This window comes from Nocardia sp. NPDC055165 (genome assembly GCF_053606985.1).
Window position 1 is genome coordinate 227,569 of the sequence record NZ_JBSGSS010000005.1, and the last position, 20,014, is coordinate 247,582.

Annotated in this window: 20 protein-coding genes; 5 read left to right on the forward strand and 15 right to left on the reverse strand. The window is 67.6% G+C overall.

Annotated elements, in window-relative coordinates:
• Positions 1 to 151: 151 nt before the first annotated feature.
• Positions 152 to 1,408: a glycosyltransferase 87 family protein gene (locus ACWFRF_RS12985; protein ID WP_452450084.1), complete on the forward strand. Its 1,257-nt coding sequence runs from the start codon at positions 152 to 154 to the stop codon at positions 1,406 to 1,408.
• A 40-nt stretch (positions 1,409 to 1,448) separates the two neighbouring features.
• Here the strand turns inward: ACWFRF_RS12985 and ACWFRF_RS12990 are convergent, their stop codons facing one another.
• A complete protein-coding gene (locus ACWFRF_RS12990) occupies positions 1,449 to 2,741 on the reverse strand; it encodes a M18 family aminopeptidase (RefSeq protein ID WP_378658054.1) in 1,293 nt (430 codons plus the stop codon).
• A gap of 60 nt (positions 2,742 to 2,801) precedes the next feature.
• Entirely contained in the window at positions 2,802 to 3,239 is a 438-nt protein-coding gene (locus ACWFRF_RS12995) for a MarR family winged helix-turn-helix transcriptional regulator (protein WP_378631758.1), read from the reverse strand.
• A 60-nt stretch (positions 3,240 to 3,299) separates the two neighbouring features.
• Between ACWFRF_RS12995 and ACWFRF_RS13000 the strand changes: the two genes are divergently transcribed.
• Positions 3,300 to 4,373: a substrate-binding domain-containing protein gene (locus tag ACWFRF_RS13000; RefSeq protein WP_452450086.1), complete on the forward strand. Its 1,074-nt coding sequence runs from the start codon at positions 3,300 to 3,302 to the stop codon at positions 4,371 to 4,373.
• Between the two features lie 16 nt (positions 4,374 to 4,389).
• On the opposite strand, the gene purQ is transcribed toward ACWFRF_RS13000, so the two are convergent.
• On the reverse strand, positions 4,390 to 5,067 hold the full coding sequence (gene purQ / locus ACWFRF_RS13005; protein WP_378631755.1) for a phosphoribosylformylglycinamidine synthase subunit PurQ: 678 nt from the start codon (positions 5,065 to 5,067) through the stop codon (positions 4,390 to 4,392).
• Positions 5,064 to 5,300, reverse strand: a complete 237-nt coding sequence (purS, locus tag ACWFRF_RS13010; RefSeq protein ID WP_056818769.1) for a phosphoribosylformylglycinamidine synthase subunit PurS — start codon at positions 5,298 to 5,300, stop codon at positions 5,064 to 5,066. The genes purQ and purS overlap by 4 nt, the downstream gene beginning before the upstream one ends.
• A gap of 97 nt (positions 5,301 to 5,397) precedes the next feature.
• Here purS and ACWFRF_RS13015 point away from each other — a divergent pair, with 97 nt between their 5' ends.
• Positions 5,398 to 6,042: an MBL fold metallo-hydrolase gene (locus tag ACWFRF_RS13015; protein ID WP_378990597.1), complete on the forward strand. Its 645-nt coding sequence runs from the start codon at positions 5,398 to 5,400 to the stop codon at positions 6,040 to 6,042.
• Here the strand turns inward: ACWFRF_RS13015 and ACWFRF_RS13020 are convergent, their stop codons facing one another.
• The 5 genes from ACWFRF_RS13020 to ACWFRF_RS13040 form a co-directional block, all read right to left on the reverse strand.
• Positions 6,043 to 7,389 (reverse strand): dipeptidase, encoded by a 1,347-nt coding sequence (locus tag ACWFRF_RS13020; protein ID WP_378990598.1) that lies wholly within the window; start codon positions 7,387 to 7,389, stop codon positions 6,043 to 6,045.
• An 11-nt stretch (positions 7,390 to 7,400) separates the two neighbouring features.
• The gene (locus ACWFRF_RS13025; protein WP_452450089.1) at positions 7,401 to 7,838 is read right to left on the reverse strand and encodes a hypothetical protein; all 438 of its coding nucleotides are present in this window, start codon (positions 7,836 to 7,838) and stop codon (positions 7,401 to 7,403) included.
• Positions 7,835 to 9,259: an APC family permease gene (locus ACWFRF_RS13030; RefSeq protein ID WP_378990601.1), complete on the reverse strand. Its 1,425-nt coding sequence runs from the start codon at positions 9,257 to 9,259 to the stop codon at positions 7,835 to 7,837. Before ACWFRF_RS13030 ends, ACWFRF_RS13025 begins: the two co-directional genes overlap by 4 nt.
• A gap of 132 nt (positions 9,260 to 9,391) precedes the next feature.
• Positions 9,392 to 10,093, reverse strand: coding sequence for a DUF2334 domain-containing protein (locus ACWFRF_RS13035; protein WP_452450092.1), 702 nt, complete (start codon positions 10,091 to 10,093; stop codon positions 9,392 to 9,394).
• A 74-nt stretch (positions 10,094 to 10,167) separates the two neighbouring features.
• A complete protein-coding gene (locus tag ACWFRF_RS13040) occupies positions 10,168 to 10,815 on the reverse strand; it encodes a nitroreductase family protein (RefSeq protein ID WP_378990602.1) in 648 nt (215 codons plus the stop codon).
• Positions 10,816 to 10,956: 141 nt separating this feature from the next.
• On the opposite strand from ACWFRF_RS13040, the gene ACWFRF_RS13045 reads away from it, so the two are divergent.
• On the forward strand, positions 10,957 to 11,409 hold the full coding sequence (locus ACWFRF_RS13045) for a MarR family winged helix-turn-helix transcriptional regulator (protein ID WP_452450093.1): 453 nt from the start codon (positions 10,957 to 10,959) through the stop codon (positions 11,407 to 11,409).
• A 42-nt stretch (positions 11,410 to 11,451) separates the two neighbouring features.
• Here the strand turns inward: ACWFRF_RS13045 and ACWFRF_RS13050 are convergent, their stop codons facing one another.
• Positions 11,452 to 13,599: a S9 family peptidase gene (locus ACWFRF_RS13050; protein WP_452450095.1), complete on the reverse strand. Its 2,148-nt coding sequence runs from the start codon at positions 13,597 to 13,599 to the stop codon at positions 11,452 to 11,454.
• Positions 13,600 to 13,752: 153 nt separating this feature from the next.
• Between ACWFRF_RS13050 and ACWFRF_RS13055 the strand changes: the two genes are divergently transcribed.
• Entirely contained in the window at positions 13,753 to 14,772 is a 1,020-nt protein-coding gene (locus tag ACWFRF_RS13055) for a DUF2330 domain-containing protein (protein ID WP_452450097.1), read from the forward strand.
• A 67-nt stretch (positions 14,773 to 14,839) separates the two neighbouring features.
• On the opposite strand, the gene ACWFRF_RS13060 is transcribed toward ACWFRF_RS13055, so the two are convergent.
• From ACWFRF_RS13060 to ACWFRF_RS13080, 5 genes are all read right to left on the reverse strand, one after another.
• Entirely contained in the window at positions 14,840 to 15,799 is a 960-nt protein-coding gene (locus ACWFRF_RS13060) for an alpha/beta hydrolase (RefSeq protein WP_452450099.1), read from the reverse strand.
• A 135-nt stretch (positions 15,800 to 15,934) separates the two neighbouring features.
• A complete protein-coding gene (locus ACWFRF_RS13065; protein WP_378990607.1) occupies positions 15,935 to 16,357 on the reverse strand; it encodes an HIT family protein in 423 nt (140 codons plus the stop codon).
• 82 nt (positions 16,358 to 16,439) lie between these two features.
• Positions 16,440 to 17,861 (reverse strand): adenylosuccinate lyase, encoded by a 1,422-nt coding sequence (gene purB / locus ACWFRF_RS13070; RefSeq protein ID WP_378990608.1) that lies wholly within the window; start codon positions 17,859 to 17,861, stop codon positions 16,440 to 16,442.
• A gap of 6 nt (positions 17,862 to 17,867) precedes the next feature.
• Positions 17,868 to 18,521, reverse strand: coding sequence for a TetR/AcrR family transcriptional regulator (locus tag ACWFRF_RS13075; protein ID WP_101464611.1), 654 nt, complete (start codon positions 18,519 to 18,521; stop codon positions 17,868 to 17,870).
• A gap of 157 nt (positions 18,522 to 18,678) precedes the next feature.
• Positions 18,679 to 19,842 (reverse strand): pyridoxal phosphate-dependent aminotransferase, encoded by a 1,164-nt coding sequence (locus tag ACWFRF_RS13080; RefSeq protein WP_378990610.1) that lies wholly within the window; start codon positions 19,840 to 19,842, stop codon positions 18,679 to 18,681.
• Positions 19,843 to 20,014 lie beyond the last annotated feature (172 nt).

Genomic DNA, 20,014 nt, shown 5'->3' on the forward strand with positions numbered 1-20,014 from the left:
TCCTTTCGGCCGGGGGGAACTTGATCTGCAGAGTCTAATGGTTGCGGGGTAACCGCCTGCCGCCCGTCCTGCCCTCACGCTGGGGAGGCGGCCGGATTCGGTCTGGTCACACTTGCGGTTGGGCCATTGGGGTACCCATTACTCTGGCGCTGTGAACGAAAGTCCGGGGGTTGCCGAGCAGGTCGAGCCGCGTATTCCCGATTCCGACAACCCGGACCGCCAACGACGCTGGCTGACCGCCGCCATCGGTTTGTTCGTGGTCTCCGCCGCCGTCGCACTGCTGGCGCACTGGTGGCACGGGTTCATCGACCTGCAGGTCTACCGCAACGGCGCGCGGGTGTGGCTCGACGGCGGCGACCTCTACGGCCCGATGCCGCCGGTGTACGGGCTGGGCCTGCCGTTCACCTACCCCCCGCTGGCCGCGATGTTCTTCGTGCCGCTGGCGCTGATGCCGCTGGTGGTCGCCGAGGTCGTCGTGCTGCTGACCTCGCTGGCGAGCCTGGGAATCGTGTTGTGGCTGGTGCTGGTTCGCGTGCGCCCCGAACTCGACCGGATCTCGGTGCTCACCGTGCTGATCGCCGGGCTCGGCCTCGCCCAGTACCTCGAACCGGTCCGCCAGACGTTCAACTTCGGCCAGATCAACCTGATCCTGATGGCCGCGGTCGCCCTCGACATTCTCGTGCGCAAGCCGTTCTGGCCGCGCGGGATGCTGATCGGCATCGCGGTGTCGATCAAGCTGATTCCGGCGGGCTATCTGCTGTACTTCCTGCTGCGCCGGGATTGGAAGGCCGCGGCCACCATGGTCGTCTCGGCCGCGGGCGCGGTGGGCGTCGGTTTCCTGCTGTTCCCCAAGGACTCGGTCGAATACTGGTTCCACACCGTCTCCGACACCGGCCGCATCGGCACGCCCTACTTCGCGGGCAACCAGTCGATCAAGGGCACGCTGTTCCGCCTCGGTATGAACGAATCGCTGGCGACGGGCCTGTGGCTCGGTCTGTCGGCGGTCACCATCGCGCTGGCCGCGGTGTGGATGTACCGCCTGATCGGCGTGGGCAACGAGGTCGGCGCGCTGCTGGTGAACGCGGCGGCGGTGCTGTTGGTCTCACCGGTGTCGTGGTCGCATCACTGGGTCTGGGTCGCGCCCGCGCTGGTCGTCGCGGTCAGCCTGGCCGTGTCTCGCCGCTCTCGCGGCTTCACCACCCTCGTCGCCCTGTTCACAGTGATGTTCATCGTGGGCCCGCAGTGGGTGTTGCCACATTCGGGCGACAAGGAACTGGCCTGGGCCTGGTGGCAGCAGATCATCGGCAGCAGCTATGTGTGGACCACGTTCGCCGTGATCGTCTACGCGGTGCTCACCTACCATCCCAGCCGAAAGTCGGCGGCCGCACCGGAACTCGCGTCGGCCTGACCTCGGCGGCCACCGAGGCCGAGCCGATCCCCCGCCGCCGTCAGTCCGTCGCTTCCGGGGTGAGGAAGGCCGCGAGGGCCGAGGCGTAGGCGGGCACGTCGGCGGCACCCATGAGTTCGCGGCACGAGTGCATGGCGAGCTGGGGTGCGCCCACGTCGACGGTCGACATGCCGGTGCGAGCCGCCGTCATCGGGCCGATGGTCGAGCCACAGGGCAGGTCGGCCCGGTGGACATACCGTTGCAGCGGCACGCCGGCCTGCGCACACGCCAGGGCGAACGCGCCCGCGCCCGCCGCGTCGGTGGCGTAGCGCAGGTTCTGATTCACCTTGAGCACCGGCCCCCCGCCGACCTCGATGCGATGCGCGGGCTCATGCCGGTCCGGGTAGTTCGGGTGCGTCGCGTGCGCCATATCACCGGAGGCGACCACCGAACCGGCAAGCGCGGCAAGGTAATCCGCGCGCCCACCGCCACGGGCCAGCACGATCCGCTCCAGTACGGCGGGCAGCAGATCCGATTGCGCCCCACGATCGGACTGGCTCCCGACCTCCTCGTGGTCGAACATCACCAGCACCGCCGTCGCCGCACCCGGCTCGTCGGCGGCCGCGAGGAAGGCCTGCAGTCCGGCGTAGCAGGTGCCCTGGTTGTCGAGCCGCGGCGCGCTCACCAGGTCGAGGTCGCGACCGACGATCGTGCTCGACGCGAGGTCATGGGTCATCAGTTCCCAGCCGAGCACATCGGCACCGTCGACCTCGGCCCGCTCGGCGACGAAGTCGAGGAACGAGGCGGGCGCGTCGCCGATCCCCCAGATCGCGTTTACGTGCCGCTGCGGGTCGAGGGTGACCCCGCGCCGGTCCTCGGACAGGTGGATGGCCAACTGCGGCACCCGCAGGATCGGCTCGTCGATCCGCACCAGCACATCGCGCATCCGCGCGCCCTCGCGCACACTGAGCCGCCCCGACAGACCGAGCTCGCGGTCCAGCCAGGAGTTCAGCCAAGCCCCGCCGTACGGCTCGAGCCCGACGAGCTGCCACCCCGCCCCTGCCAGATCGGGATGCTGCTTCACGCGCAGGTTGGGGCTGTCGGTGTGCGCGCCGACCACCCGGAACGGAGCAGCGGGGACGGCGTCGTAGTCAGCCCACGCGATCAGCGAACCACCGCGCACCACATAGTGTTTGCCGCCCGCGTCGTCCCACGCCGACGCCTCCGTCAACGGCGTGAAACCGTTGCCGTCCAGCTCGGCCGCCACCGTCGCGCACACATGGAAGGGCGAGGGTGACGCATCGATGAAGGCACACAATCCGCTGGCCGTGGCCGCTGTCAAGGAAACCGGCATCCTGCGATCCTAGGCACGATGCCGTGCCCCGGCACCCCGCCCCGGAATACCGCGCTCGGATCAGTCGTCGCGTTCGGCGATCACCGCGAGCGCGGCCAGTAATTCGCCGTAGCGGCGATTCCCCAGGCGGCAGCGTAATTCTTCCTCCGCGAGCTTTTCCTGCGCGCGGATCCTGGCGGCCAGTTTGGCCCCGAGACTGCTCAACCCGATCAGGATCCGGCGACGATCGTCGGTGGCCGCGACCCGGAAGATCAATCCGCGTTCGGCGAGATTGTCCGCGTGCCGGGTGGCCGACGACGGGGCCAGCCGCGCCTGGGCGGCCAGTTCCGACATCGTCATCCCGTCGTCGGTGGACAGCTGCGACAGGATCGCCCAGTGGTCGGCCGTGAGATTGTCAGCCGACAGCGCCGATTCGAGCCGGCCTACCCAGTTGCGCTCCGCGGAGCGCAGGGCGCCGTGCAGCGTGGAATACCCACTTATGATGGACACCGATTGCATTCCCACCTGCCGAGAAATTCATTCGAACAATCCTGTTCGCGCTAGGCGATAGAGTACAGAATGCCCTCGTTGGACCAGAGCCGGGATGAAACGATCGAGATTCTCTCGATCGTGCCCACACAAGGCCCTGGCGGCATCATCGCGCCATCGTGTACCGCGGCCATTTCCCTGGCAGTAGACGAAATCAATAGCGACACAGGAATTCTGGGCCGTGAAATTCGTCTCACGACCCTCGACGGCGGCCGCGAACCACACGAAGTCGCCGCCGAAGTAGCGGCCTTCCTGGCCACCGGAATGGTCGGCGCGATCACCGGTTGGCACACCTCCGCGGTACGTCGAGCAGTCGCCGAGGCCGTGGACGCCCGCGTTCCCTATCTCTACGCCACCGACCACGAGGGCCTGCCCGACGAACGCCCCGGCGTCCTGCTGGTGGGCGAACATCCCGACCACCAGACAGTTCCCGCGGCCGCGTGGATGGCCCGCGAACTGGGAGTGCGCCGCTGGGCCGTTATCGGCAACGACTACATCTGGCCCCGCCGAACCGCTCGAGCCCTGCGCCGATCCCTGCCGAATCCGTACGACATCATCGTCGAGCACTACGTGCCGCTCGGCACCGCCGATTTCGGCGACTTCCTCGGCAACCCGACGCTGCTGCTGGCCGACGCGGTCCTGATCCTGATGGTCGGCGCCGACACCGCCCGCTTCAATCGCCAGTTCGCCGCCACCGGCCTGCCCGCCATGATGCCCCGGCTCAGCCCGGCGGTCGACGAGAACGTTTTGCTCAGCGCGGGGCCATCAGCGAACGCCAACCTCTATGTGGCGTCGAGTTTCTTCATCGACAACCACAGCGCCGAAGGTCGTGCTCGCCGCGCCCGCTATCACCGGCATCAGGGTCGATTCGCCCCCGCGCTGACCACTTTCAGCAACTCCACCTACGAGGCGATCCACCTGCTGAACACCCTGGCCGAGACCACCGGCACCCTCGACGTGAAAACGATCATCGCGGCGGCGGAAACGGGCCTGGTGCTGGACGGCCCGGCCACCCGCCGGGGTTTCCTGGGCAATCAAGCAGTAGGCCCCGCCCACCTGGCAACGGCGAACGGGGTCGACTTCGACATCATCGACACGCTCTAGTGCCGATGCGGGGCTGTCAGGCCTTGACGAAACTATCGATCACCGAGAAGAACATGCCGAGACCGTCGTCGCTGGGTCCGGTCAATGCCTCGGTCGCGTGCTCGGGGTGCGGCATCAAACCGACAACCCGCCCGTTGGCCGAGGAAATCCCGGCGATCCCGCGCTGCGAACCGTTCGGGTTGTCGCCGGCGTACCGGAACACCACGCGACCTTCGCCTTCGAGCTCGTCGAGCACCTTCTCCGAAGCCTGGAAACGCCCCTCGCCCGACTTCAGCGGGACAAGAATCTGGGCGCCCGGCTCGTACCGCGAACTCCACGCGGTATCGGTCGCCTCGACCTTCAACCACTCGTCGCGGCAGATGAAGTGCAGTCCCTCGTTGCGGGTCAGCGCACCCGGCAGCAGCCCGGCCTCACACAGCACCTGGAATCCGTTGCAGATACCGAGCACCGGCAGACCCTGCCCGGCGGCGCGAACGACCTCGCCCATCACCGGCGCGAACCGTGCGATCGCGCCACACCGCAAGTAGTCCCCGTAGGAGAACCCACCGGGCACGATCACCGCGTCGACACCCTTGATATCGGCATCGGCATGCCACAGGCTCACGGCCTCGGCGCCGGCCAACCGCACCGCGCGAGCGGCGTCGACATCGTCGAGCGTGCCGGGGAAGGTAATAACGCCAATACGTGCGCTCACGAGACCCGAACGACCTTCCAGTCCTCGATCACCGTGTTCGCCAGCAGCGCCTCGGCGATCTGCTCGAGCTGGGCGTCCGACACACTGTCGTCCACCTCGAGCTCGAATCGCTTGCCCTGCCGCACATCCGAGATTCCGGCGAATCCCAGACGCGGGAGCGCGCCGACCACGGCCTGTCCCTGGGGGTCCAGAATCTCGGCCTTCGGCATGACCTCGACCACGACTCGTGCCACGCGTTGCTCCTCAAGTGATGTGGGGGTTACCTCGGAAATCTTAGTTGACCGGGCCGTCGTGCCCGCGTTCCGGGGTCACGGCGGCTTAGCATCGGGTATGCGCATCGCCCACTTCGGTCATTCCTGCATCCTCGTGGAACTGCACGGCGTGAAAGTGCTGTTCGACCCCGGAACCTTCGCGCACGGGTTCGAGGGCATCACCGGCTTGGACGCGATCGCGGTGACCCACCAGCACCCCGACCACATCGATCCGAATCGGATCGGCGATCTCATCGAGAACAACCCCACCGCCCGGCTGCTGTCGGATCCGCAGACCGCACAGCAGCGCAGCGAGGGCTGGGAGCCGGTGTCGGCCGGTCAGGTGCTCGATATCGGTGACTTACAGATCACCGGCGGCGGCGGCAGGCACGCGGTGATCCACCCGGAGATCCCGGTGATCGACAACACCGTCTTCCAGCTCGGCACCGAGGCCGACCCCGCCCAGCTGGTCCACCCCGGCGACTCGCTGTGGGTGCCGCCGGTCCCGGTCGGCGTGCTCGCCATCCCGGCCGTCGCCCCGTGGATGCGCATCGCCGAGGCCGTCGACTATCTACGCGCCGTCAACCCCCGCACCGCGGTGCCCATCCACCACGGCATCATCACCCCCTCGGCCCAGGGCATCTACTTCGGCAGGCTGACCGAGATGGCCCCGGCAGGCACCGAGTTCCGCGTACTCGAACCCGAGGACCAGGGCCAGTTCTGATCAGCGGTAGCTGGTCAGGAACAGCGCCTCGGCCAGTGCCATGTGCTCGATCTCGCTGGGGTCGACGCTCTCGTTGGGCGCGTGGATCAAGCATTTCGGCTCTTCGACGCCGATCAGCATGATCTCGGCCTTCGGGTAGGTATCGGCGAAGACATTGCACAGCGGGATCGACCCGCCCTGCCCCTCGGTGGTCACGTCGCGGCCGTAGGAGGTCGCCATCGCCTTTTCCATGGCCGAGCGGGCGGGGCCCTGCGTGGACGCGACGAACGGTTCGCCGAGCGCCTCGACCTCGATGTCGAGTTCGGCGTTCCACGGCACGTGCGCGCGCAGGTGCTTCTCCAGCAGGTCGTAGGCCTGCTTGGGGTCGGTGCCCGGTGGGATGCGCAGGTTGAGCCTGGCCCTGGTGCTCGGCTGGATCGCCGCCGACGACCCGACCACCGCGGGCACGTCCATCCCCAGCACGGTCAGCGCGGGCCGCGCCCACAGCATGTCGGACACGGTTCCGTTGCCGAGCAGGCCGACACCGTCGAGCACACCCGCGTCCGACCGGAAGTCCGCCGGCGGATACTGCGCGCCGGTCCACTTCTGATCGCCGGTGAGTCCGTCGATCGTGGTGTTGCCCTCGGCATCGCGCAACGACGACAGCAGCTGGATCATCGCGGCGAGCGCATCGGGCGCGGGTCCACCGAACATTCCCGAATGCATCGGCCCTTCCAGCGTTGTCACCGTCAGCACCACATTCACCATCCCGCGCAGGGTCTGGGTGAACGTCGGCACCCCGACCGCGAAATTGCCGCAGTCGGCGACCAGGATCGCATCCGATTGCAGCAGAGCGGGATTGGCGACGACGAACTTCTCCAGGCCGCCGGTGCCCTGTTCCTCCGATCCCTCCGCCACCACCGTGATCCCGATCGGGAAGTCGGGTCCGATCGCGCGCAGGGCGGTCAGATGCGTGACGATATTGCCCTTGCAGTCGGCCGCACCACGCCCGTACCACCGCCCGTCCTTGTCGGTCAGCGTCCAGACCGGTGTCTTCCACGCGGCGTCGTCGAGCGGGGGCTGTACGTCGTAGTGGCAGTACAGCAGCACCGTCGGCGTGCCGGGCGGCCCCGGCTTCGACGCGATGACGGCTTTGCTGCCGTCGGGCGTCTCGTGCAGGCCCACCTCGGTCAACCCCGCTGCGGCGAACGCGTCGGCCACCCACTGCGCGGTCTGCGCACACCCTTCCGGCGGGAACTGACGCGGATCGGCGACGGATTTGAACGAAACAAGCTGGGCCAGATCCTTTTTCGCCTGGCCCATCAGCCCGGAAACCTTGCCGCGCAGCGCCGTCACGTCGTCGGTCATCTCTTCACGCCTCACTTCGTCGTGTCGTCGAGCTTCAGGTTCTCGAGATGAGAAAGATAGTCCTGCAGGCGATCCGGGCAGTAGGTGGCGATCGTGAGCGCCACCGCCTCGGCGGTGGCGCGCGGGCCGATCACCGGACGCTGTCCGGGTCCGGCCGCACCGTTGGTGATCGAGGCCTGGTATTTCGCCTTGATCATCGGCGAACTCGGGTCCTGGCAGACCGACCCGCCGTCGTCGCCGAGCGCGTCGGCGATCACGTTCGCCTCCGGTGCGGGCAGACCGGCTGCGACCAGACTGTTGTGCAGCTGTTCGGCTTTCGCGCTCGCCTGGGTGTTCTCGCGGATCGCGGTGAAGGTGAACAGCCCGATCAGGGCGAACACCGCGAGCAGCACACCTGACGTGATGTAGATCCAGCGTCGCTTGTGGTCGGGGGCGTCTCCGGTCGTCATGCCTGCTGCCCTTCCGGTACGGCGAATTTCCAGCTGTCCCTGCGATTTCGGTAGAACAGATACGGAATGAGCAGCCCGACGATGCCGAGGCCGCCACCCACGATGAGCACGTACACCCACGGACTGCCCGAGCCGAACTGTGACGGCGGCACGAAGCCGATCGTGAACGCGGCGATCGAGGAGGCCGCGCCGAGCGCGCACAGCGCCATCAGCGCGGGCGCCCGGTAGCCGCGCGGGTGGTCCGGATCGTCGCGACGCAGCTTGGCGGCCGCGGCGAACATCAGCACGTACATGATCAGATACACCTGCGTGGTGATCACCGACAGAATCCAGTACGCGCTCGAGACATCGGGGATGAAGGCGTAGAGCAACGCGATGAATGTGGTGAACACGCCCTGCGCCACCAGCATGTTCTGTTGCACGCCGTGTTTGTTGAGCCGGGTCAGGAACGGCGGCAGATACCCCTCGCTGCGCCCGATCAGCAACAGCCCCTTCGACGGTCCGGCCAGCCAGGTCAGCATGCCGCCGACGGCCGCGGCCACCAACGCGATGCCGACGATCGGGGTGAGGAAGCCGATTCCGAAGTGCGCGAAGAAGGCGTCGAAGGCCTGCATCACACCCGCGGTGAGGCTGAGGCTCGCCGCGGGGACGACCCAGCTGATCGCCAGCGCGGGCAGGATGAAGATCACCAGCACCAGGGCCATGGCCAGGAACATCGCCTTCGGGAATTCCTTGGCCGGGTTCTTCAGCGACGACACGTGCACCGCGTTCATCTCCATGCCCGCGTAGGACAGGAAGTTGTTCACGATCAGCACCAGGCTCGCCAACCCCGCCCAGGCCGGCAGCAGGTGCGACGAATCCATCGGCGCCGCGGACGGATTGCCCTGCGCCAGGAAGACCAGGCCGAGCACGACCAGCAAGGTGCCCGGGATCAGCGTGCCGATGATCAGGCCCATACTCGACAGCCCGGCCACGGTCTTGGTGCCCTGCGAGGACACGTACACACCCGCCCAGTAGACGGTGATGATCACGATCGCCACATACAGGCCGTTGGAGGCCAGCGACGGATGAATGATGTACGCGAAAGTGCTTGCCACATAAGCGAGCAGGCTCGGATAGTAAAAGATCGTCATGGCGAACTGGCACCAGACGGCAAGAAATCCGAGCGGCTTACTCAACCCCTGACTGACCCATTGATATACGCCGCCCTGCCATCCCGACGCGAGTTCCGCGGCGACCAGCGAGGTCGGCATCAGAAACAGAATCGCGGGAATGACATAGAGGAATACGCAGGCCAATCCGTATACGGCCATGGTGGGCGCTGATCGCAGACTCGCCACCGAACTCGTGGTCATCAGCGCCAAGGTCACCCAGGACATATATTTCGTCGTCGTCGCGACTTTCGTCGAAGTGCCCGTCATCAGCGCTGCCTCCTGCTGTGTTCACACAACTAGCGGAAACCACTCGATCAACTGATGAATGATAAATCGCGCAGGAAGCTATCGGGGCCACCGCCGCGCGCTGATCGCCGGTTACGCGCGCGGCGGTGGCGGTCAGGCGGCTCGGACAGACGGGTAGGGCTCCCAGCGGTATACGTCGCTGTGGGCGCCGTGATAGAGCGCGAGGTCGACCGCGTCCAGCACGGCTTGGCGCGGACCCGACCGCTGCAACTGCGCCGCCGACACCGCCAACCGCAGCACGCCGCCGCGTCGAGCGGTGCGCGCGGCGCCCATCACCAGCGCCCGGCACCACCATGGCTCGGCCCGGAAGCCCTCGCCGATCCCGTACACCCGAGCGCGCTGGGCGACATCGCGTTCCAGGTCGAGCATGGTGGTGAGCCCGAATGCCATGCGGAAGCCCACGTCGGGCAACGCCGCCAGCGCACCGTTCGAGGCGTCCCAGCGCGGCGCGGCGAACAGCCGGGTGCGCAGTTGCACCCGCTCCATCACCCGATCGGCGGCCTTGAGCCGCAGCGTCGCCTCGTGCCGGGGCAGATCGGCGAACTCCGCGCGCCGCGCCTTGGTGGCGGCCTGGTCGTAGCCGTGCAGCACGATCGCGTCGCCTTCGAGGCGCCGCCCGCGCAGCCACGACTGCGTCGCCGGATCGTCGACCAACCGGTACTTGCCCTTCAATCGCGGCGCGACCAGCAGCGACAGGCGCACACCTCGCGCGTCCATCTCTCCGGCGAACTCGATCGCGGCATCGCGAGTCGTATCCCGGATCCCCGACACCGAAACGATCAACTCAGCGTTCATGCACCTACGGTGACAGCTCGAGGTGACGCCGGCGTGCTACCCCGATGACGCCACGACGAATTCCGCCGCACTTCTCACCATCCCTGCCAGTGCAATACCTGTTCGCGCGGCACCCGCACCGCGGGTTTGAAGTCGGTGCCGATCGTGAACGCCAGCGGCAGGAAGGCCGCCAGCATGACCTTGTCGTACGGAACACCCAGTACCGCAGCGAGTTCCCGTTCCAGGGGCGCCTGCGCGGTGGTCCATACGGTGCCGAGTCCGCGGGCTCGCGCGGCCAGCATGAAGCTCCACACCGACGGCAGGATCGAGCCCCACGTGCCCGCCTGGACTTCCACCGAGGCGCGGTCGGTACGGCCTTCCACGGCGGGGATCACGAACGCGGGCACCCGGTGGATATTGGCCGTCAGATAGCGCAAGCCGTCGAAAACCCGCTCGGTGGAGCGTGGGGAGACGTTCATCCGCTCCGCGTCGCGCGCGGTCAGCGGCGTCCCCTGACTCAGCGGCAGCGACCGCCGGAAGATGTCGGCCAGCTCGCCACGGCGGGCCTTGTCGGTGACGACCAGGAAGTGCCAGCGCTGCCGATTGCGCCCGGTCGGCGCCTGCGTGGCCAGATCGACGCACTCCTCGATGAGCGACCGGGGCACCGGCCGATCGAAGTCGAGCCGCTTGCGAACCGCGCGGGTGGTCGACAGCAACTGGTCCGGGGTCAGATCGAGAGTCATGGGCGCTCCTCGTGCCACGCAGGAATCGTCTGGCACCGGACAATCTGTGCTCAGACGATTATGACGTTAGAGCGCCAACCATCTGCCGTCAAACAATCTGTGCACAGATGATTTAATGGAGGCTCGGACCCGAGGAGTCGCATGCCGCCCAAGCCCACCTACTTCCCCCAGCTCGCCGCCGAACGACCCGACATCGCCCTGTGCCGGGCCTCGGCAGCGGTCGCCCGCGCGGCGGAAGCACACGCGAACGCGCAGGGCCTGGGCGTCGGCCAGCACCTGGTCCTGAAGATGCTCGCCGAGGTCGGCGCCTGCTCCCAGCAGGCACTGGCCGAGGAACTGCGCATCGACCGCAGCGTGATGGTGACGGTCTGCGACGACCTCGAGTCATCCGGATATGTTCGGCGCGAACGCAACCCGCTCGACCGCCGCTCCTACGCCGTCACCCTGACCCCGGCGGGCAGCGACCGCCTACGCGGCGCCGAAGCCGCTACTCCCGCCTTCCTCGACGACACCTTCGCCGCGCTGACCCCCAGCGAACGCACCCAACTCACCACATTGCTCGGCAAGCTACTCATCACCGAACCCCGGCGCTGACACAAAAAAAATGGGCCCCGGCCGAAGCCGGGGCCCACCGCATCAGGCGTCCGCGAGACCCACTCGGTCGAGGACCCAGGCGTACTCGAAGCCGACTTCCTTCCACTTCTCGTAGCGGCCGCTCACACCGCCGTGACCCGCGGTCATCTCCGTCTTGAGCAGCACCTCGTTGTCGCCGGTCTTGGTGGCGCGCAGCTTGGCGACCCACTTGGCCGGTTCCACGTAGAGGACACGGGTGTCGTTGAGGCTGGTGATCGCCAGAATGGCCGGGTAGTCCTTGGCCTCGACGTTCTCGTAGGGCGAGTACGACTTCATGTACTCGTAGACGTCCTTGTCCGCCAAGGGGTTTCCCCACTCGTCCCATTCGATCACCGTCAGCGGCAGCGACGGATCGAGGATGGAGGTGAGCGGGTCGACGAAGGGCACATTGGCGAGGATGCCGTTGAACAGTTCCGGCGCCAGGTTGGCGACCGCGCCCATCAGCAGCCCGCCCGCGCTGCCGCCGTCGGCGATCAAGCGGTCGGGTGCGGTGGCACCGGTATCGATGAGATGACTCGCGCAGGCGACGAAGTCGGTGAAGGTGTTCTTCTTCAGCAGCGTCTTGCCGTGCTCGTACCAGAGCCTGCCCATCTCCCCGCCGCCGCGCACATGCGCCACGGCGAACACCATGCCGCGATCGAGCAACGACAGCCGCGACACCGAGAACGACGGATCGATGCTGGCCTCGTAGGAGCCGTATCCGTACAGCAGGGTGGGTTTCGGCCCGTCGGCCAGACCCTTGCGCTTGATGATCGAGATCGGAATGCGGGTGCCGTCGGCGGCGACGGCCCAATCGCGGTGCTGCTCATAGTCATCGGCGTCGTACCCGCCGAGCACCGGCTGTTCCTTGCGCAGCAGCAGCTCGCCGGTGGCGGGCACATAGTCGAACACCTGCATCGGCGTGATGAACGAGGCGACCCCCACGCGCAAGGTGGGCTGCTCCCACTCCGGGCTCGAACCCGCACCGGCGGAGAACAACTCGAGGCCGAAGTCGAGCTCTGTCAGTTCGCCGAAGCCCTCCGGGGTGAGCGGCCACACCGACAGGCGCGGCAGCGCGTCGCGCCGGTAACCGAGTACCAGATGGGTGGCGAAGGCGTCGATGTCCTCGAGCCGCACGTCCTCGCGATGCCCGATCAGGGTCGTCATGTCCGACGGGTCGGTGGCGGGTGCGACGGCGAGCACGAAGTTCTCCGCCTTCACGCCGTCGACCACGTCGTTGTGCAGGATCAGGAACTTGTCCTCGCCCGCGATCACCGCGTGCTCGGCTGAGTACTCCACGCCTTCGCGACGCGCCAGCAGCACCCGGAACTCGCCCTCGGGATTGTCCGACTCCAGGACCCAGCCCTCGGTGGTGATCTTGGAACCGAGCCAGACCATCAGGTACTTCTCGGAGCGGGTCGCGCCGACACTCACCCAGTAGCGCTCGTCGGGCTCGTGGAACACCGTCACATCGGCGTCGGAACCGGTGCCGACGCGGTGGCGCCACACGGTGTCGGGCCGCCACGACTCGTCGACCGTCTGATAGAAGATGTGCGTGCCGTCCAGCGACCAGGTCGCCCCCGGCGCCGCGCCCGCCACCTCGTCGGCCAGCAGTTCACCGGTGCGCAGATCCTTGATCCGCAGCGTGTAGCGCTCGTCGCCGGAGCTGTCCACGGAGTAGGCGAGCAGGTTGCCGTCGTGGCTCAGCGAGAACGCGCCGAGCGCGAAGAAGTCCAGCCCCTCGGCGAGGATATTGCTGTCGAGCAGCACCTGCTCGCCCTCGATCGCCGAGCCGACCTCCAGCTGGGGCGGCGTCCAGGCGTCGATACCCTCGGCTTTCGCGTCGACGGGACAGCGGCAGTGCACGCCGTACTGTTTGCCCTCGAAACTGCGCGAGTAGTACCAGTAGTCGCCCAGCCGCGTCGGGACCGAGAGATCGGTTTCCTGCGTCCTGGCCTTGATCTCGTCGAAGATCTTGTCCCGCAGGGGCTGCAGCTGGTCGGTCTGCGCCGCGGTGAAGGCGTTCTCCGCCTCCAGGTACGCGATGACCTCGGGGTCTTCCTTGTCCCGCAGCCACTCGTAGTCGTCGACGAACGTGTCACCGTGGTGGACCCGCTCGACGGGCGCCCTCTTCGCGATCGGCGCCGACACGGTCTCATTCTCGCCAGCCATTGGTCCACCGTAGCCGCCCCGCTCCCACCGGGCCCGCCAACTCGGCCGTCGGCGGCCGGCGGCAGCGGGCTCGCGCCGGCCGAGTGAGTATTTCTGCGCATCTGCCGCAGGCCCGTTGTGCGTAGCCTGACCCGCATGGGGATGCGGTACGCAATGCGTTCGTTGGTCGTGACTGCCGGGGTGGCTTTGGCCGCGGGATCGGGAGCGGTGATGCCGGCGAACGCGTGCGCCTGCGGCGGCGTGGTGAGCGCGGACAGTTCGGCGCGGGTGAACAACGAGTCCGCGGTCGTGGGCTGGGACGGGCGGCGCGAGACCGTGCTGATGAGGTTGGGAATGCAGTTCACCGGTGCCGACGCGGCCCTGATCGTGCCGACGCCGACGCCGGCGACCGTCTCGGCGGGCAGTCCGGACTCGTTCAGGGAGCTGTCGCGCATGACCGCACCCGAGCGGGTCACCGAATACGACTGGTTCGGCAGCGGTTCGCTCGGCGGCGACGCATCCGGCGCCGCTCCGGGTTCGGGTCCCGACGTGCTGAGCCAAGTGCAGTTGGGCCCGCTGGAGGCGACCACCTTGCGCGGCGGCGATCTCACCGGTGTGCGCGAGTGGCTCGACACCAACGGCTATCAGCTCCGGCCCGAGGTGAGCGCCACGCTCGACCCCTATCTCCGCGAGGGCTGGTCCTTCGTCGCGATGCGCCTCACCAGCGCGAAGCCCCTCGCCGGCGCCCTGGACCCGGTCCGCCTCACCTTCGACTCCGACCGCCTCGTGTACCCGATGCGCATGTCGGCCGCCGCGACCACACCGCAGTCGGTCCACCTGTACGTCTTCAGCGACCACCGGGTGGCACGCATCGATCCCGATACCGAACCCCACGTCATCACCACCGAATTCGCCTCTCCGGTCGGCGAACCCAGCGATCCGGACCTGAAAGCGCTTGCCGCGAGCGGCAACTACCTCACCGAACTCTCGATCTACATCCCCCACCCGGCGACGATCACCAGCGATTTCCTTCTGGGTCCCGCCGCCGAGAACGTCCCCGTGCGTGACCGAGTGGTGAGCAAGGAATACGTCGAGATCCTCGGTCTGCCCGCGGGTTACGTCTTGATCGTCGCCGGGCTGTCACTGATCGGCGTGATCGCGAGCGTGGTCCTGCGTCGACGGTCCACGAGGTAGTCCGAACGCACCGCGACCCGGCTCTTCGGCGGTCACCGCCGTCGAACCGGGTCGCCTGTGGGAATTCTCAGGCCCCGAGCGCGGGTCCGATGACCGGCCACGAAGCGTGCAGGGCGTCCTGCCAGTAGGACCAGGAGTGCGTGCCCACCGGGTGGTAGTCGATCCTGGCGCCGATGCCCGCGGCGCGCAGGCGCTGGTCGAAGGCCACCATGCAGGTGTTGACGCCGAGCTCGATGGGTCCGCCGAGGAAGATGTTCTCGGCCAGCGTGGGCTTGAGTTCGGCCTCGTGCGGTCCGGGGATGCCGGTGCCGGTCGACATGTACAGCGCCTTGCCGCGCAGCCCATCGATCATCAGGGCCGGGTCGTGCGCCGCCCACTCGGGGCTGCCGGGCGCGCCCCACATGTTGCCGGGATTGCCGCCCCGGTTGACGATGGAGAACATCATCGCGCCCGCCGCCATCGCGATGTCCGGACAGGCGCTGTAACCGGCGACGGCCCGGTAGAGGCCGGGGTGGCGGGCGGCCAAAATGTAGGCCGCGTTGCCGCCCATCGACAGTCCACCGATGCCGTTCACGCCGGTGCCGTTGAACTGACCGTCGATCAGGCCGGGCAGTTCCTGGGTGAGGAACGTTTCCCACTTGTACCGGCCGAAACGCGGATCGTCGGTGACCCAGTCGGTGTAGTAGCTGGCCTGGCCGCCCATCGGCAGCACCACGTTGACATTCTTGTCGCGGAAGAAGGCTTCGGCGTCGGTGGCGTTGGTCCAGGTGCTCTGGCCGATGCCGGGGTCGAGGCCGTCGAGCAGGTAGTACGTGCCCCGCGCGCCACCGCCCGCGGGGTGCAGGACCTGGAGATCGACGTTGCGGCCCATCGCGGGCGAGGTGACGGTGATCGCCGTCCGGTGCGGAGTCAGTTCGTTGACTCCGATGATCTGCGCGGCGGACGCCGTCGTGGGGTGAACCACCGCCGGTCCGATGACACCGAGGGCAAGGGCCAGCACTGCAGCAGCAACACCTGTACGACGCACGATCTACCCTCCATAACCGCATGCCAATGACAGTCCAAAATAACCCACAGGTGAACAAATCGGAAGCATTCGGCAGTTCGGCGTTTCTTCAGCAAACTCTCCGGTTTGCAATGACCGCTTCGCCGGAATTCCGGGTCAGCGGGTGAGGGCGCCCCGGATCGAACCGGCCAGATAGTCGAGATCCGCCCGCGCGGGCGACGTGGGCCGCGCACGCAGACCGAAGCCGTCACCGGGCCTTCGCGGGATCACATGCAGGTGCACATGGAAGACCTCCTGCCCCGCCGTAACCCCGTCGGCGAGAAAGAAATTCACCCCGTCGGCCGCCACTTCACTGCTGCGCAACGCGGCGGCGATCCGCTGTCCGACCTGAAAGAGCTTGCCGCCCAACGCGGGATCGAGATCGGCCAGACTCGGTGCGGGCACCTTCGGCACCACGAGCACATGCCCCGGCGTCACAGGACGAATATCCATGAAGGCGAGGACTTCGTCGTCCTCGTACACCTTCGAGGACGGGGCGGCCCCGGCGATGATATCGGCGAAGATCGTGTACGGATTCACCCGACCACGGTATCGACCCCGACGCACGAAAGCCCGCCACCGGCGCCGAAAAGGCGGCAGTGGCGGGCTGATTCGCACGGGACTACAGAATCGGCGACGGCGTGTAGCGCGCGGCGTCCGGATTCGCCTCGACCAGCTTCTGCACCTGCGCGACGACCTCGGCGACCTGGTCCGATGCTGCGCCGATGAACGCCGCCTTGTCGGCCAGCGCCGCGTCGAGTCCGGCCCGGTCCAGCGGCATCCGCGCATCGGCGGCGAGACGATCCAGCAGATCGGGTTCGCGGCCCTGCTCGCGCATGGCCAGCGCCACCGCCACCGCGTGCTCCTTGATGACCTCGTGCGCGGTCTCGCGGCCGACGCCCGCGCGCACCGCCGCCATCAGGATGCGGGTGGTCGCCAGGAACGGCAGGTACCGGTCGAGCTCACGCGAGACCACCGCCGGGTAGGCGCCGAACTCGGCGAGCACGGTCAGGAAGGTCTCCATCTGCCCGTCGATGGCGAAGAACGCGTCGGGCAGCGCGACGCGGCGCACCACCGAGCAGAACACGTCGCCCTCGTTCCACTGGGCACCGGCCAGCTCGGCGGCCATCGAGCCGTAGCCGCGCAGGATCACCTGCAGGCCGTTCACCCGCTCACACGAGCGCGTGTTCATCTTGTGCGGCATCGCCGACGAACCGACCTGGCCCGGCTGGAAACCCTCGGTGACCAGCTCGTGACCGGCCATCAGCCGGATCGTGTGCGCGAACGACGACGGCCCCGCGCCCAGCTGTACCAGCGCGGACAGCACATCGTGATCGAGCGAGCGCGGGTACACCTGACCCACGCTGGTGAACACGTTCGCGAAGCCGAGGTGAGTGGCCACCTGCTGTTCGAGGGCAGCGAGCTTGTTCGCGTCACCGTCGAGCAGGTCGAGCATGTCCTGGGCGGTGCCCATCGGGCCCTTGATCCCGCGCAGCGGGTAGCGGTCGATCAGCTCGCGCACGCGCGCCAGCCCGACCAGCATCTCGTCGGCGGCGGAGGCGAAGCGTTTGCCCAGCGTGGTGGCCTGCGCGGCGACATTGTGCGAGCGCCCGGCCATCACCAGGGTCTGATACTCGGCGGCCCGCTCGGCCAGGCGCGCCGCGATGGCGATGCCGTGGCGGTACACGTGCTCGAGCGAGAGCCGGATCTGCAGCTGCTCGACGTTCTCGGTGAGGTCGCGGCTGGTCATGCCCTTGTGCACGTGCTCGTGCCCGGCGAGCGCGTTGAATTCCTCGATCCGCGCCTTCACGTCGTGGCGGGTGACCCGCTCACGCTCGGCGATCGAGGCCAGGTCGACGTGGTCGATGACGCGTTCATAATCATCGACAACCCCTGCGGGGACATCGATTCCGAGTTCGGCCTGCGCACGCAGCACCTCCAGCCACAGCCGGCGCTCGAGCACGATCTTGTTCTCGGGCGACCAGAGCGCGACGAGCTCCGGGCTGGCGTATCGGGTGGCGAGGACATTCGGGACGAGGCTCACGAGCACTCAGTCTAATTGCCGCACCCGTTCGGCCTGCTGGGGCATCATGTTGGGGACCACGGGCGGGGCGACGATGTCGATCATTTCGAGCAGACCGGCCCTGGCGGGTCGGCGAGGTTCGGGGTGGCCTTCGATCAGCGCGGCGACCACCGCACCGTCGACGACGGCCACCATCCTGCGTAACTGCTCGGGGCGCACCACTCGGTCGGAGCGGCGCAGCACGTCGGCGAGCAGTTCTTCGAGCTGGGTGCGTAGTCGGAGCTGGACCTCACGTAACTCGGGGTGACGGGCCGACGCCACGGACCGCTCGTAGCGGGCGATGAGCTGGCCGCGGGCGTCGAGGTCGCCGTCGTCGGGGCCGACGAGCACGTCGAGCACGAGCTCGACCGTCGCCTCGGTGCCGCGCCTGCGATGACTGACCTCACCGACCCGGCGGCGCATCGCGTCGAGTTCGATCGCGCCGCTGAACTCGACGGCGCGGGCGATCAGATCCTCCAGCGATTCGAAGTAGTAGGTGGTCGACGCAAGTGGAAGATCGGCTCGCGAGGCCACCGAACGATGTCGCACGGCGTCGAAGCCGCCTTCGAGCAACAGCTCAGCCGCCGCAGCCACCAGAGCCTGCCGACGTCGTTCGCCTTTCGGGGTCGTTGCGGTGGTCACCGTGCCAACGTGCCAGTCATCATCAGTTCAACCGTGCGCAATCGTCATCGGGGAAACACTGGGAATTCGGGATAACTGAGTTTTACCGTATCCCGGCACAGATGTGTTCGTACTACGCAAAGTTGTTGTCGCACATCACTGTTGACAAGTGTCCAGATCAGCCCTTCAGGAACCGTCCCAGACGCTCCAGTGCTGCGGCGATGTCGTCGGTGGCACCCGCGAAGGAAAAACGGACCGTGTGGTTTCCATTTGTGGTGTCGAAATCGAGTCCGGGCGCCAGCGCGACGCCGGTTTCGGTGAGCACCTCGGCGCACCAGGCGCGCGAATTATCGGTCAAATGACCAATATCAGCGTAGGCGTAGAAGGCGCCGTCGGCGGGCGCGAGATCGGTGATTCCGATCGCGGGCAGACCCTCCAGGAGCAGCGCCCGGTTGCGCGCGTACCGGCGCACATGCCCGTCCAGCTCATCCTTGGCTTCCGGCCCGAAGGCGTGCACGGCCGCGTACTGGGAGATGGCGGGCGGGCACACCGTCATATTCGACGCCAGCCGCTGCAGCGCCGGGCGCAGGTCGGCCGGGGCCAGCATCCAGCCCAGCCGCCAGCCGGTCATCGAGAAGTACTTCGACACCGAACCGATCACCACCGACTCACGGGAGAACTCCCACGCCGAGGAGGTCGGCGTGCTCGCGCCCGCGTAGGTGATGCCGTGATAGATCTCGTCGGAGATCAGCAGCGTGCCGTGCTGTTCGCACCAGCGGGCCAGCGCGGCGAGTTCGGCGGGGTCGATCATGGTGCCGGTCGGGTTGGCCGGGCTGGCCACCACCAGACCCTTCGGCGGCTCCGGCAGCGCTTCGAGCATCGCCACGGTCGGCTGGAATCTGGTCTGCGGGCCGCAGTCCAGTTCGACGACCTCGCAGCCGAGCGCGGACAGCGTGTTGCGGTAGGCGGGATAGCCCGGACGCGCCACCACCACCGTGTCGCCCACGTCGAAGGCGGCCAGGAAGATCAGCGTGAACGCGCCCGACGACCCGGTCGTCACCACCACCTCGTCCGGGTGCACGTCGTAGCCGTAGGTCTCGCTGTGGTGCCCCGCGATGGCCTCGCGCAGCGGCAGAATGCCGAATGTCTCGGTGTAGCCCAGCAATTCGTGATCGATCGCCGCCCTGGTGGCCCGCAACACCGGCGCGGGCGCCTGTGTGGACGGCTGCCCCGCCGCGAGCACCAGCACATCGCCGTGCGACCTGGCGCGTTCAGCGGCCGCTTTCCACACATCCATGACGTAGAAAGGGGCGATGGCCGACCGGCGCGATTCTCTGGACACCCGAGAGACGGTAGAGCACCCGATTGCGGGCGTTCACAGATATGGTCGGCACAATGGCTCCGACAGCGAATACGCAGCCACCGACGCGACCTCTGTGGTCACGTCGGGGCCGGGGCGCGGGGGCGGGATGAAGCGGACAGGGACGGCACGGGACGTGCGGGCGGGCACCCCC

What these genes read in the sequence shown, in the direction of transcription:
- ACWFRF_RS12990 (WP_378658054.1), bottom strand. Translation starts at nt 2,741, where the DNA reads ATGCCGGTTTCCTTGACAGCGGCCACGGCCAGCGGATTGTGTGCCTTC.
- ACWFRF_RS12995 (WP_378631758.1), bottom strand. Translation starts at nt 3,239, where the DNA reads ATGCAATCGGTGTCCATCATAAGTGGGTATTCCACGCTGCACGGCGCC.
- ACWFRF_RS13000 (WP_452450086.1), top strand. Translation starts at nt 3,300, where the DNA reads ATGCCCTCGTTGGACCAGAGCCGGGATGAAACGATCGAGATTCTCTCG.
- ACWFRF_RS13015 (WP_378990597.1), top strand. Translation starts at nt 5,398, where the DNA reads ATGCGCATCGCCCACTTCGGTCATTCCTGCATCCTCGTGGAACTGCAC.
- ACWFRF_RS13020 (WP_378990598.1), bottom strand. Translation starts at nt 7,389, where the DNA reads ATGACCGACGACGTGACGGCGCTGCGCGGCAAGGTTTCCGGGCTGATG.
- ACWFRF_RS13025 (WP_452450089.1), bottom strand. Translation starts at nt 7,838, where the DNA reads ATGACGACCGGAGACGCCCCCGACCACAAGCGACGCTGGATCTACATC.
- ACWFRF_RS13030 (WP_378990601.1), bottom strand. Translation starts at nt 9,259, where the DNA reads ATGACGGGCACTTCGACGAAAGTCGCGACGACGACGAAATATATGTCC.
- ACWFRF_RS13035 (WP_452450092.1), bottom strand. Translation starts at nt 10,093, where the DNA reads ATGAACGCTGAGTTGATCGTTTCGGTGTCGGGGATCCGGGATACGACT.
- ACWFRF_RS13040 (WP_378990602.1), bottom strand. Translation starts at nt 10,815, where the DNA reads ATGACTCTCGATCTGACCCCGGACCAGTTGCTGTCGACCACCCGCGCG.
- ACWFRF_RS13045 (WP_452450093.1), top strand. Translation starts at nt 10,957, where the DNA reads ATGCCGCCCAAGCCCACCTACTTCCCCCAGCTCGCCGCCGAACGACCC.
- ACWFRF_RS13050 (WP_452450095.1), bottom strand. Translation starts at nt 13,599, where the DNA reads ATGGCTGGCGAGAATGAGACCGTGTCGGCGCCGATCGCGAAGAGGGCG.
- ACWFRF_RS13055 (WP_452450097.1), top strand. Translation starts at nt 13,753, where the DNA reads ATGCGTTCGTTGGTCGTGACTGCCGGGGTGGCTTTGGCCGCGGGATCG.